At 38.3% G+C, this 14717-nt stretch carries 10 protein-coding genes; 9 read left to right on the top strand and 1 reads right to left on the bottom strand.

All coding sequences use genetic code 11. The features are described 5' to 3' along the window. Positions 1-158: 158 nt before the first annotated feature. A complete protein-coding gene (locus tag CGC58_RS01700) occupies positions 159-1022 on the bottom strand; it encodes a lysophospholipid acyltransferase family protein (protein ID WP_095894842.1) in 864 nt (287 codons plus the stop codon). Positions 1023-1077: 55 nt separating this feature from the next. Between CGC58_RS01700 and CGC58_RS01705 the strand changes: the two genes are divergently transcribed. From CGC58_RS01705 to CGC58_RS01745, 9 genes are all read left to right on the top strand, one after another. Continuing rightward, positions 1078-1722 (top strand): rhomboid family intramembrane serine protease, encoded by a 645-nt coding sequence (locus tag CGC58_RS01705; RefSeq protein WP_095897062.1) that lies wholly within the window; start codon positions 1078-1080, stop codon positions 1720-1722. 54 nt (positions 1723-1776) lie between these two features. Next, positions 1777-2451: an SIMPL domain-containing protein gene (locus CGC58_RS01710; protein ID WP_095894843.1), complete on the top strand. Its 675-nt coding sequence runs from the start codon at positions 1777-1779 to the stop codon at positions 2449-2451. Between the two features lie 136 nt (positions 2452-2587). Then, complete coding sequence (locus CGC58_RS01715; RefSeq protein ID WP_095897063.1) at positions 2588-2818, top strand: hypothetical protein; 231 nt, start codon at positions 2588-2590, stop codon at positions 2816-2818. A gap of 349 nt (positions 2819-3167) precedes the next feature. Beyond that, the gene (locus CGC58_RS01720) at positions 3168-10484 is read left to right on the top strand and encodes a T9SS type B sorting domain-containing protein (protein WP_198540741.1); all 7317 of its coding nucleotides are present in this window, start codon (positions 3168-3170) and stop codon (positions 10482-10484) included. 222 nt (positions 10485-10706) lie between these two features. Then, positions 10707-11288, top strand: coding sequence for a hypothetical protein (locus CGC58_RS01725; protein WP_095894845.1), 582 nt, complete (start codon positions 10707-10709; stop codon positions 11286-11288). Then, positions 11281-11562, top strand: coding sequence for a winged helix-turn-helix domain-containing protein (locus CGC58_RS01730; RefSeq protein WP_095894127.1), 282 nt, complete (start codon positions 11281-11283; stop codon positions 11560-11562). Before CGC58_RS01725 ends, CGC58_RS01730 begins: the two co-directional genes overlap by 8 nt. A gap of 17 nt (positions 11563-11579) precedes the next feature. Continuing rightward, positions 11580-11861: a 2TM domain-containing protein gene (locus tag CGC58_RS01735; RefSeq protein ID WP_095894846.1), complete on the top strand. Its 282-nt coding sequence runs from the start codon at positions 11580-11582 to the stop codon at positions 11859-11861. Between the two features lie 55 nt (positions 11862-11916). Continuing rightward, positions 11917-12669: a hypothetical protein gene (locus CGC58_RS01740; protein ID WP_095894847.1), complete on the top strand. Its 753-nt coding sequence runs from the start codon at positions 11917-11919 to the stop codon at positions 12667-12669. A 128-nt stretch (positions 12670-12797) separates the two neighbouring features. After that, positions 12798-14717, top strand: coding sequence for a TonB-dependent receptor plug domain-containing protein (locus CGC58_RS01745; protein ID WP_095894848.1), 1920 nt, complete (start codon positions 12798-12800; stop codon positions 14715-14717).

Consider the following 14717-nt stretch of genomic DNA (forward strand, 5'->3'; position numbering starts at 1 on the left):
TTGAAATCCCACAGCTGACATAAATTATCATAGATGCAAATAAATTCCTATGGCTAATCTGTGTTAGTTGTGGTTTTTTCTTTTTCAGAATTAAAAAAATGTTTGTCAAAGCTCTGAAACTTATTGGAATATAATATTATTTCTGTCCTTGCTAAAAATTACATTCTTTTGAAGCGATTATGTGTCCAAAGATAATATTCGGGTTGCTTATAGATTTGCTGATTCAATCGTTCAAAAAACATATCAGTTATTTGATAATCGGGAACTTGCGTAGGATTATCTGACAAAATTTCAAAAGTAGTTTGGTAATATCCACGCTTAATTTTCTGGATGTTTGCAAACAAAATCACTGCATTAAGCTGTTTTCCCATTCGTTCGGCACCCGTAAACACAGGAACTCGAAGCCCCAAAAACGGTCGGCGATAACTTTTGGAATTGTTCGGCACTTGGTCGGCAGCGAAGCCATAACAGCAGATAAGTCCCTGATCTTTATGTCGTTTCATTTCCACAGAAGCTCTGTATCGCGAAAGTAAAAAACTTTTGTGTTTCATTCGTACTTTTTGAACAAGTCGGTCGAAATACTTGTTACTCAGTGGTGTATAAAGTGCGTAAGGTTTATGCTCTAAATTGTAAGCCAGCGAAAGCAACCATTCGTAACTTGCATAATGCCCGCACATTAGGATTGCACTTCGGTTTTCAATACTTTTCTCTTTGAATATTTCCAAATTGGTATAAGTCATCCGCTGTTTCATTTCTTTCTCGCTCATTCCGTAGGATTTTATCATTTCCAGAAATATGTCGCAGAAATGTTTGTAGAATTTTTTTTCGATGTTCAGTAACTCCGTTTGCGTTTTAAAAGGAAAGGCAATATTCAAATTCTTACGAACAACTTTCGCCCTGAATTTCAATAGTTTATATACCACAAAATACACAAAATCCGATACTACATACAGCAATCGGAAAGGAAGTTTTGACAATATCCAAATAATGGGATATGCCAAAATATATACCAACAAATCCATTTATATCAAAAATTTCTGCAAATATAATTATATTTGTCCGAAAAAATTCAATACAATGGGAGATTTAAGTTTAGCTACCCTTGCCATAATTATTGCCAATGTGCTTTTTTCTATGCAAGGTTTTAAGGATTATTCATTTTTTAACAAATATAAGTTTGGCGTTCGTGAAGTTCAGCGTGGCGAATACATCAGGATGCTAACCAGTGGCTTTCTTCACGCCGATTGGCAACATCTTATTTTCAATATGATAACGCTGTTTTTCTTTGCCGATGTTGTCATTGCATACGCAGGAATCACGCATTTTGTGCTCATTTATATCTTCTCTCTGATTTTAGGAAGTTTGTTTGCGTTATTCCTTCACCGAAACGAACCTTACTACACTGCAGTTGGGGCAAGCGGAGCTGTTACAGGGATTTTGTATGCTTCTATTTTGTTCAATCCCAATATGATGATTATAGTTTTTGTAATCCCGATGCCGGCATATATTTTCGGAATCGGTTACTTGCTCTATTCAATTTACGGAATGAAATCACGCACGGATAACATCGGACATTCGGCTCATTTTGGAGGAGCTGTGGGCGGACTTATTTATGCTCTTGCCTACCAACCATCGCTAATTAGCAGAGAACCTTTATTGGTTGGAGGAATGCTGATTCCCATAGCGTTACTATTTATTTTTCGTAAAAAATTGGAAAGATAAACCATATTGGCACACAAATTGACTAAAAAACAAAAAATTCAAAATAATTAGATTATGAAACCTTATTTATTATTATTTTCATTGGTATCTACTATGATTTCAGCACAATCTATTCCAACAGTAAGCGTTACGGGAGAAGGAATCGTTTACGCCAAGCCTGATATTGTAAATATTTCATTAAGCATTGAAAATGAAGGAAATGATATAAAACATCTTAAACAGAAAAATGGCGAAACCGTTGCTAAAGTAATCCAAATTCTTACCAATGAATTACCTTTGGAGAATTTCCAAACCAGCCACGTTTCATTAACAAAACACTACGACTATAATACCAAAACGTACAAATATTATATATCGCAAGGCATTAAAATCAAGTTAGAGGACATCAGCAAATATGAATCTCTGATGGAGGCCATTTTTGAAGCAGGTGTAAATCAAATAGATAACATTTCTTTTGATGTAAAAAATAAAGAAAATTTTTTGCGTGAAGCTCGCTTGGCAGCCGTAGAAGATGCTCGACAAAAAGCACTTTTTTATGCTGTAAGTTTAGATCAAAATATCGGTAAAGCACTATCAGTTAGCGAATTATCATCAGGTTTAACTATGCCGCGTAGTGGTGAATTTATTGCTTTGGCAGAAAATACCAGTTCCTCAAAAGAAACTTTAGCTGTCGGAAACATCGCCATCAGTGCCAAAATTAACGTGAGTTTTGAGCTGCTAAAACAATAATTTTAATTTTACAATATTGTCAGAAATCGGGAAGCTAAGTTTTTCCGATTTTTTTATTTTTGAAAAATCGTACAGATATTCTTCAATTATCAAATTATTTTTCTATTTTTACGACGGAATTAAAAACCAATCTATTATGAATCAACATCTTTCAGATTTTCGTTTTTTCCTTGAAAAGTACGGTTTTGCTGTTTCTTCTCGCCTATCCGAAAAATTAGGAATGCGTGCCAAAGATGTTCGTATCTTCTTTATTTACAGTGCGTTTGCTACTCTTGGAGCTTGGTTTGGAATATATCTTTTGTTGGCTTTTTTACTCCGTATTAAGGATTTGTTTTACACTAAAAGAAGTTCTGTTTTTGATTTATAAATTTTACATTCATTTTTAAACATATCTACACAATTCTTTTGGTATATTTTTTAAGGCAAATTGTAGCTTGCATTTATATATCGTATTATAATCTTAGAAGTGAAATACATTTCACATAATTGTTTTCATTCTCTTCATTTTCCATAAATAAAGTTATAATTTTTTCAAAAAAACAAAATAAATAACTTTTTTATTTGAATTTTTTCTTAATTTTGCCCTTAGTTTGATAAAAGCAAATGTAGTTTTCTTTATCTATTTTTTGTAAAAATACTTATTTTTAGCATATTATACTTTATTTTTAAACACAATGCGAATATTCTTTAAGTTATTTTTCCTTTTCGTTAGCTCTATGATTTGGGGTCAAGGAAATCCTCCGGCGACACGACCAACGCCTTCTGGCGATTGCAATGCGTATTATGACGGGTTAATTAAACAGACTAAGGCAAGTGTGTTTTCACCCATTGAGGCAGGAACAAATGCTGTTATCTATTTGGATAACTCACGTATGGCTACTAACGTAACTTATTTTGCAGTGAACAAAACCACAGGGTATTGGTTTTCGGGGAATTATGACCCTGAAATGTCTATCGTTACGATTCCTGTGGGCAACCTTGCTGAGAATACCACTTTTGAAATACACGCCATTGCGGGTGGTTGTAGCTTCAAGGTAGCAAATGACGTTACCTTTGAGGTAAAACCAACTACTGAAGTGCATCTACAAACCCGTGTACGTGATGAGTATTGCGATAACTCGGGTGGAATTTACTACCAAATTATAGGAGGCAACAATAATGACTATAATTTTTATCACAAACTTTCCACGCAATCTACTTTTCAGACAGCTACTGCAGACAGAAATGATTTACAAACCATACAAGGTAGCAAGACCTACGTTATTCGTGCCGAGTTAAAAACTAATCCTGCTACATTTTATGAAAAAATGGTAACTGTAAAGGATGCAAAAGTGCCTAACCCACCAGGTATTGAATACACCATTACTGGACAACCGCCAATTTGTGCAGTCAATACAGGGCGAGCTATCGTAAATATTACTAAAGGGGTATCCTACCCGTTTACTTTTCAAATTACCTCCGGACCTGTAACCCGACCCGAACAAAGAAACAATGTGTTTGAAAACTTGCCTGCTGGAAATTATGCAATGTACGTGAAAGATGCCTGTGGGCAAGGGCGTACCATAAGTTTTAAAATAGAAGGTCAACTTTTTTCAATAGGACCTATTGGGGGGGCTTCTTACATAAATCCTACCGATGAGTGTGGACGAGGGCTTGTTAGGTTACAACGCGGAATAAAAATGTCAAGGGAGCATTGGTATACCGATGCCATTCCCTACCCGATGACGGTGTCCTATACGCTTACTTCCCCCAACGGGGCATCGTATGCGATGACACGTACTTTCAATAACCGAACTGAATTAGCCACCTATGCGTGGTATGATCATAACCAAGCAAGTATCTATTTTGGACATAATTTACCAGGTAGGCAAAATTTCTTTGGTGACGGAGTGCAAATCCCGTATGAAAGTGGTAGTTGGGTGCATAATATCCAAGTTACTACCGCTTGTGGGGTGAATAATTTAGCTCCTCTTACCGAGAATGTAAAAACAAAAGAGGATGATTTTAACCAGTGGGCAAGTCTTAACCGGCACTATGACGCTTGCGGAAAAACCTATATTTATGCCTCCATACAATGGTTTTATAAACCTGCATACATAGTATTGGACGAAGCACCCGCAGGGTTTGACCCCGTGGCGGCAGGTTTCACAAAAAACCATCGTTTTGGCGGGAGATATTACAAATATGGTCAGTTAGACCATAGACCTTTTGTTTTGGTAAGCCATCCGCATCTGTTGTTAGGAAACTATAAGTTTACCTATGTACACGCGGGTTGTGGCTTTGAAGTTCAACGCCAAATTACCATAACCGATTTACAAAATCCGGCGGGAGTATCTAATACAAGTTATTTTTATAGCACCTATTATTGTGAAAATCAAAGCTATGGCATTGGTTTTCTTGAAACTGGCAACTCCGGAACTCCGAAGAAAATCCGTATCACGAGTTTTACGCCTGCACCGGGCACTTCGGGAACATTTGCCGTACCCCAAGAGTATGACTACGACCAATGGACGGTTGTAACCAATGGAAGACGCGTACTTCACGGTTTACCTTTCGGTACATATACCCTATCGGCATTAGGCTTTGAATGTCAGAAAGATGTAGTTAATAAAGTAGTAACGGTACGTCCGCCAACCCCCGACCCTAAGGTTCGTTTTTCAGTCGTAACGGGTTGTAAAGTTCAAATACAGCTTTATGATGCCATTGAAGACAACTACAATCGCAAGTATGTGTTACAAGGCTATGACGAGATACAAGCCCGTTGGGTAAATATGATAAACCCTAATGCAGATCCTTACAGTGATATTTTGTCAGACAGAAAACGAAATACTACTAAGGAATTATTACATAGCAATTATAGACTCTATACCCGTTATCGAGTGATAGAATTGACCGCTACTACAGGACTTCTTGCTATGTGCTCAAAAGTGATAGGCGAGTACCGAGCACTTTCAGCTCTACCAACTCTTGTGGATATAGTGGGTGCTACTTGTGGGTTAAATCAGTACGACATTATGGTAGTTGCAAATGGAGGAACGCCTCCGTTTACCTATAAAATATTGAGCAGAAGCGTAGGAGGATCCTTGGATACTTCTTTTATGCCTATTACGAATACAACAGGGAAGTTCACTATCACGGAGACCGATCCTTCGGCTTCGTACAAATTTGCGGTGGAAGATGTGTGCAGCCAGGAAACCAAAGATGTGGAAATACGAAATTTTACACCTTTTGTCATTACTACCGACCGCACCGAGTACTGCCAAGGCACTTCGACTACCCTTTCCGTACCCGATTTGTCGTTGGCTTATACTTATGAATGGTTCCGTGAAGACGACCCAAGCACCATTTTATCCCATTCACCTACTTTGCAGGTGAGCAATCTACAAGCTACAGATTTTGTTCATAAGTACAAATTAAGAGTAGCTCCGAAAGATGCGTCTTTCACTTTGTGTATCCCTGCCGAATATGAAGTACAGCTAACGGGAAGTACCGCATCAGCCCCTGTACTAACGGCAAACGCTACCGATGTGATGTTGTGTGCTTCGGAATTAAACGGTAAAACTTCTTATGATGTGCGTACTAATTTGTTTGCCACGGTGCATAACAATGCGACAGCTTCGGGCTATACCAACGGCGTTATCCGAGAAGTTTCGGGGATGTATCCAGTTTCAAAAAACGGGCATATAGCGTTGCACAGCAATATGACACCTATATTAGAAGGGCGAACGTTTACCTTTACCTATACGGTTTCAAACGCCTGTGGTTTGGAAGCTACTAAAACAGCCACTTTAACGGTTAAACGAAATATTTCGCCCAAAGACCTTTCTGCAGCTCACAATACTTTTAACGTTTGTGATGCGAATTTGACTAACTTTGTAACCTTTGGAGCGACACATTTTAACGATTTGACAACGTTTGTAAAAACTCACAATGCGGCACGAACTACTGATGTCATTGAGTTTTTTAGCGACCAACAAGGTAATACGCCCATTCACCAGTTTGACCTTGTTGGAGGCAGTAAAGATATTTTTTACAAAATAAACAGAACCAATTACTGTTCCAGCATAGCCAGAGTAAGAATTGTAAAAAAATCAACTTACAAAAATCCAGATGGCACCGATGACCCTCGTTTAGTGGATTTGAGCTATGACACTTGTGCTAACGGAGTAACAATACAAGATGTAAGAGCAAGGCTACGGCAAATTTTTGGACGTACTTCAAACCCAAAAGTTTATCTGATTCGTGTGATAGGCGGTGTGGAAACTTCAGCAGAATTGCCCGATAATTATGCTCTTACCACTTCCGAAGTGTATCGATACCGTATGGAAGAAGGCAGTTGCCCTTCATCGTGGAGGAATATTACCTTGAATTTCAATCAAACCAGTATTGTTACACAACCCGTGTCGCATACCGTTTGTTCGGGAGTGCAGGTGGTACTAACGGCTTCGGGCGACTCAACATCACCGCCAACCGCAGGTAAAATGATTTACAAATGGTTTGAAAACACCTACAACGGAACGGTAGGAGCTACCCTGGTACACACTCAAACGCTTGATAGAGGGGAGGTTTCAACCTATACGTCTACCACAGCAAACGTAGGAGCGAAATACTACTTCGTGGAGGTAACCGTTGATAAGGTTTGTAACGTACCTACATATACCGATATTGTAAAAGTAGAAGTTACGGGTATAGTTGCCACCTTGCCAACGGTAACCATCCCTTCATCGGTGGAATGTGGTGAGGACGTGAAATTCACTTTCGTAGGAGTACCCAATGAAGAAGTACATTATACGGTAAATGGAGTGCCTTCAACCATCACTTTACCCGCAAGTGGGGTTTATACCCATACGGTAAGTGGGGCAACCGCCACCCAAATATTGCAAGTGGTTTCAGTAAAAAGTGTTTCGGGCTGTGTAACTACACCAACTACGGGGAATATTTATACCGTTACTGTAAATGATTTGGCAGCACCAACAACACAAGTGGCTGATGCTCAATGCGGAATAAATGGAACAACGGCTACTATCACTAATTATAACGGCGGTTATACTTATACCTTAACGCCTAATACTGCTACCCTAAGCGGAAATACCATTACAGGTATGATACTCGGAACAAGTTATACGTTAGAAGTGAGAAATGGAACTTGTACAGTAGCCTCTACGCCTTTCCAAGCTAAGGTAGCACTTCCTGTTCCGACCCCTCCTGCGGTTACCAATCAGGTATTTTGTACTTCCGCGGATACAGTAAACTTTGTGGCAACGCCAACGGCAGGACATACCTTACGTTGGTATGATACGGCTACATCACCTACTCACCTAACAGCCACACCAACGATTTCACGAAATGTAACAACTAAAACCGTGGTTACCAAATACGTAAGCCAAATAAATGCAGAGGGATGTGAAAGTGATAAAGTGCCTGTAAGTATTATCATTGATGACACCATCGCACCGACCATTGGTAATTTAGCAGATTTAACGATTAGTTGTCAAGCTACTGATATTGATAATCAGGTAAATAATTGGTTGTCAACAACTACCGTTACAGATACTTGTGGAGCGATAGCTAATACCACGAACAACTACGCTGTGGTTAAGCCTACAGATTGGTGTAATGTATCGGGCAATACGGTAATGGTAACTATCACAGCAACAGATACTTTTGGTAATACGGTCACTAAAACGGCGTTTATTAAATTGATAACCATTGATGCTGTTGATGATGATTTCGGGGTAGTGCAAGCAAATACAACCACAACGGGAAGCATTTTGGATAACGACACCTTGGGAACAGCTTCGGCAACCACTACCAATGTAACGATTAGCAATGTGATTAGTTCGCACAGTGGAATAACCATTGCGGCAGATGGTAAAGTAAATATTGGTAATGACGTACCAATGGGAGTACATACGCTTACTTACACCATTTGCGATAAAGTAAATGCTTCGCCTTGCGATACGGCAACGGTAACATTAACGGTTAAAAACATCAATGCTGATAATGATAATTTTACGGTAACCGCAGGAGGCAATACGGGTAGTGTATTGAATAATGACAAATACAATGGAGAATATTTGTCTTCGACTAATAGTGTAACCATTACCACTATTGGAACTCCGCCATCGGGCATAACATTAAACCCAATAACGGGAATCGTTAATATGCCTTCGGGTACGCCAAGTGGTAATTACAGCTTCAATTACCAGATTTGTTCGAAAGTAGTACCTTCTTTATGCGATACGGCAACGGTAACGATAAAAGTAGAGAACGTGATAGATGCTGTTGATGATGATTTTGGCGTACAAGTCCCTGGAACTACTACACAAACTGTCTTTGGGGGAGACACGCTAAGTGGTATAGGAGTAACTACCTCGACAGTAACATTATCTGCTGTGGGGGCTTTACCAATGGGGATTACACTCAATCCGAATGGAACATTAACTATTAGCAATACGGCAGTATCTGGCACGTATACGTTTACGTATCAGATTTGCGAAAACGGAGCTACTCCTACCAATTGTGATACGGCTACGGTAACTATTACCATTGAGAATATAGACGCGGGTGATGATAACTTTGGCGTACAAGGGGTAGGAACTACTACTAGGACGGTGTTTGAAAACGACCAACTCAATGGCAACATTCCAACGGAGGCTATGGTTAGTGTAACGGCTACGGGCTTACCGAGTGGCGTAACATTAAACCCTAATGGAACGTTAACCATTGGCAACACGGCGGTATCGGGTACACATACCTTTACGTATGAGATTTGCGAAAAAGTAAATGGTACTCCTTGCGATACAGCTACGGTAACCATTACCATTGAGAATATAGACGCGGTTGATGATAACTTTGGCGTACAAGGGGTAGGAACTACTAGCAGGACGGTGTTTGAAAACGACCAGCTCAATGGCAACATTCCAACGGAGGCTACGGTTAGTGTAACTGCTACGGGCTTACCGATTGGCGTAACATTAAATCCTAATGGAACATTAACCATTGGCAACACGGCGGTATCGGGTACACATACCTTTACGTATGAGATTTGTGAAAAAGGAGCTATTCCTGCCAATTGTGATACGGCTATGGTAACAGTAGTAGTTACGGAGGTGACAATACCAACAGTAGTAACTGCGAATGACGATTCAGTAACAGTAACGACTACCCAAAGTGCAACGATAATAAATGTGTTGCATAATGACCGAATTGGTACGAATACACCAACAACGTCTGATGTAACGATAACGGTAAGTTCAACGCCAACAGGAACGACAGTACCGGTGTTAGATCCCTCGACAGGAGATGTGACTGTACCTTCAGGAACACCAACGGGAACTTATGTTATTGTATATGAAATTTGTACAAAATCAGGAACAATTACTTGCGATACGGCAACGGCAACGATAGAAGTTACGGCAGTGACGACACCTACGACTCCTATTGTGGCGAAGGATGATGTTGAAGAAACAGTAGCTAATTCACCTGTCACGATACCTGTTGTTGCTAATGATGAGAATGTGCCAACGGTAGGAACATTGAATATTGTGACACAACCTAAGAACGGAACAGTTGTTATCAAGAATAGCGGAACGCCTGATGATCCATCGTATGACGAGGTTGTCTATACACCTAACCGAGATTATGCAGGAGTAGATACCTTCGAGTATGAGCTTTGTGATGTAATGGGCAACTGTTCGATAGCAAAAGTAACAATTACAGTGTTGAATGAAGTTATACCTTATAATGCTATTTCTGTGAATGAAGATGGATTGAACGATTATTTCCATATTCAAGGGATAGAGAAATTTCCTAATAATACTGTCCGAATTTATAATCGTTGGGGAGTTAAAGTATTCGATGCGAAAGGGTATGACAATGTAAATAATGTATTCAGAGCGATTTCAAATGGACGAGTAACGGTTAAAGCACCTGAGAAATTGCCACAAGGTACATATTTCTATATCATCGAATACACTGATGACAACAACAAGAAACACACCAAAGCAAGTTGGTTATATATCAATAAGTAACAACCAATTATTTTTATAAAGAGAGATTACTCAGTTTTAGGGTAATCTCTTTTCTATTTATGGAATTAAAAATTAATGTATTTTTGATAAAAAAATTTGGTTTATAAAATAAACTTATTTACATTTGCACCATCAAAGAGAAAGAAATATTTTTTTGAAAACTTAGTTTACAAAATAAACCAAATTTAAAAGTAGAATCATCAACCTAAAAAAATTAAAAAAATGGAACAATTACAACCTAACGACAGCCTGAAAATCATTCAGGAAATCATCAATCAGCGGAAACAAAAGTACGAACAAAACGGATTTTTCTTCATCTTTTGGGGCGTACTTATTATGTTGGCGGGAACTATACATTTCCTGATGTATCAATTTGATTTTCATTTTGATAAATCAGGATTGGTGTGGGCAATTTTGATGCCTTTGGGATTTATTTTTACCTTTGTCGCTAAAATGCGAGAAGGCATAAAAGCCGAAAAACAAGGCAAAAGCATCGACTGGATGGGCTGGCTTTGGCTCGTGGCGGGAATCGGTGCAATGGTAGGCGGATTTACGCAATCTTCCAAGTGGATTATTATACTGATATACCTCCCCTTTGCAATGGCTTCTTTGGCAACGGCATTACAGCTGAAAAATCGACTTTGGGTAAGCACTTCGCTGATTTCCTTTGCTTTGGTTTACAGTTCGTTGTTTGTTAATTATGGATATTACATCATTTTGATGACCGTAGTTTTGGCTGCCTTGTTGTTTTTAATTCCAGGGATTCAATTGCATTCCGATTATAAAAAAAGAAAAAATGTTTAAAGATTTAGACCCCCTTTTGCATTCGCAGTTGCGGTTGGCAATAATGTCGCTTTTGGTTTCGGAGGAAAAGGCAGACTTCAACCGAGTGAAAGAAGTCACCCAAGCTACTTCGGGCAATATTAGTGTGCAGATAGGCAAACTCGAAAAAGCGGGATACATTACTGTAACCAAATCATTTAAAGATAATTATCCCAACACTGAACTCGCTCTTACTGCCAAGGGATTACAAGCCTTTGAAGAATATGTAGAGGCGTTAAAAGGTTATTTAAAATAATTTTAAAATTGAATATGATGAACACAACAGAACAAAACGCTTACAGAAAAGCACAAAAGCGAGTGAAGAAACTCAAAAAATTCTACAATCATTTGGCGGTTTACATTGTGGTAAACACCTTTCTTGTTGGGCTGAATCTCTATCAAAATCCCAATCATTTATGGTGTTTGTGGGTGATTTTCGGCTGGGGTATTGGGCTGGTTTCGCACGCTTTTAAAGTATTTGCCCCTAATATTTTCTTTGGAAAAAATTGGGAAGAACGCAAAATCAAAGAGTTGATGGAGAAAGAGGAAAAATAATATTTTTTTACAATTTTACTTTACAAAATAAACTAATTTATAAACAATAAATACAATGAACAGAAATTTTAAAAACATCGTTTTTGCTGTGGTTTGCTCATTTCTTGCAATCAATACACAAGCTCAAAGTACACAACAATCTGAAATTCAGACAATAGAAAATCAGTCTTCGCTCAATGGCATTCAACAACAAATAGAAACCGCTTTAGGCGAGGCTTTTACGACCAAAAATGGACTTCCGTTAGAAAATTTGGAAAAACAGCTTTCTGAAAATAAGGAAAATAGCCAATGGAATTTGTATTGGAAATCTTATTTGAATTTTTATCAAACCATTTTCTATTTGAAAACAGATAATAAAGAAAAAGCGAGTGAATACAATCAAAAAAGCATTGATATTCTGCAAGATAAGAAAAATAAAAACGCCGAAGATTACGCCCTGTTAGCCAATAATTTAAGTCTGTCATTTGTCTTTATGAAAAACCAAATGGAAGCGATGCAAATTGATGCCGAAATTCGTCAAAACCTGCAAAAAGGTTTTCGTTTGCAAAAGGAAAATCCGCGTTTGTACTATGTGGAAGGCAATTACGACACGCACACGCCCAAGCAGTACGGCGGTGGCAAAAAGGCGGAAACCTCGCTACTGAAAGCCATTTCCCTCGCCGAGCCGAACCAAAATCCCGACCACCTGCCCACTTGGGGCAAAAAGGAAGCCTACCAAAGTCTTTTAAAATGGTATTCTTCTGAAAATCAGAAAGAAAAAGCCAACGAATTACAGAAAAAATTTCACGCAGAATTTTCCGAAAAATAGAAAAAATACAATGCGGTAGGGCAGAGATACATCTCTGCCGTTCATATCAACCAAACGAATGTATTCCCCCACAGAACAGATTACCCAAATGGAATGGATATATCCATTCCCTACATACTTTGAATCTTATGAAAATATTATTTATTACACTTAATTTGTTAATATTCAGTTTTGTACAAGCTCAACAAGATAGCTTACAAACCCACCAATTGGAAGAGGTTATCATCGTGAAAAAAGACCCTATTTCCGAAAAATTTGCAGTAAAAAAACTCAATTCGTTGGATATTTATTTCAATCCTGCCGCCAATGCCGACCCGCTCAAAGCCATAACCACGCTTCCTGCTTCCACCAATACGGACGAAAGTGCTAACCCTTCGCTTCGAGGCGGAAGTCCCGACAGGTCAAGGGTTTATCTCAATGGGTCGCCTGTGCTGAATCCTGTGCGATTCAGCCGAAATGATGGCTTGGGAAATTTTTCGCTTTTCAATACGGAACTCATTGATAAACAATATGTTTATTCGAGTAATCCGCCTTTGAATTTTGGCAATTCGAGTGCAGGATTGGTGGAAATTGAAACCAAAACCCAACCTATTAACGAATTTACCCAAATCGCTTTGGCACTTTCCAATGTTGGTTTGATGCGGAATCAATCACTTGGCAATGAGAGTTTTACACAAATTTATGCCAATTATCAATGTAGCGATGCCATCATCGGACTGAACAAAAAAAGTTTAGACCAACTGCATCATTTTTCCACTTTTGATTTGGGTGCGAATACCCATCTGAAAATCAATGAAAATCTGTCTTTCAATACATTTAATTATTTTATTGATGAAAAATATTCGGTTTTGAATCGTTCTTTAAATTTTTCAGGTGATGTTGAAGCCTCCAAAAAACGCTTTTTTTCGGTGAATAATTTGGATTATTTTACGCAAAAAACCAAAATTCGTTGGGCTTCAATGGTGGATTTTTCCGACTCGGGTTTTCGCTACGGAAATATGAATTCCAAAATTGATAATTTTCAGATTTTCAATGGATTAAGTTTCAAAACGCGTTTTTCACGAAATTTCACCCTGCAATACGGAGTCGATACTTCGGTGTTTCGTTACCGATATGATGCTGTTTTTCCGCAGTTTTATTTCAGTTTGAAACCTGATAGTCCGATAGTTACCAATCAAAAAACAACTGACTTTTTTTATGTAGAGCCGTATTTGTACGCCCATTATTCGCCTGATAATCAGTGGAATTTTTCATCGGCTTTACGGAAAAATATTTTTCTTCACAAGGATAGCAAAAATTTTGTAAGTTACCAATTTTCAGCCAATTACACACCAAACAATCAACATCGTTTGCTTTTCAGTACAGGGAAATACCACAGCTACACCACGCCGAATTATGTCATTCAGAATTTTAATGTGCTGATTAGCAGTCAATTTGCTTTGGACTATTCCTTTGAAAATGAGCGTTTTATCTTGTCTTCGGCAGTGTATTACAAAGTGGATAAGGGCGATATTGTAACCAATCATTACGAGCAATTTGATAAAACACAAACCTTTGGAAGTGAGGCTTCTGTGGATTTTAAATTGAATCATCAATTTTCTTTTTCAATATCGAATACTTTTCTAAATCAGAAGTATGCTATTGGAAATCAAAAATATAACACCCCTTTAAACTTAAAATATTTTATCAAGTCGCAACTAATTTACAAAAATCCGAAATGGTTTACGGCTTCGTTGGTTTTTGCCACGCGTCCGGGAAATCGTTTTACTCCTGTGCAGTCGGCAGTTTTTAATCCACAAGCCAATGATTTTCAACCGATTTTCGGCGATTGGTATTCCGCTGAAATGCCTCATTATAAACGCTTGGATTTTTCAGCAAACCGACTTTTCTTCATTGGAAAAACTGCTGTGATTGGTTTTGTTTCAGTTAATAACTTACTGAATTTCAATAATTCTGCTTCGGTGTATTACAATTCGAATTACACAAATTTACATTACAACCACCTCCAAAAACGGATTTTCTATTTTGGAACGATGGTGCGGTTTTGA

The sequence above is a fragment of the Capnocytophaga stomatis genome (assembly GCF_002302635.1).
Lineage (GTDB): Bacteria > Bacteroidota > Bacteroidia > Flavobacteriales > Flavobacteriaceae > Capnocytophaga > Capnocytophaga stomatis.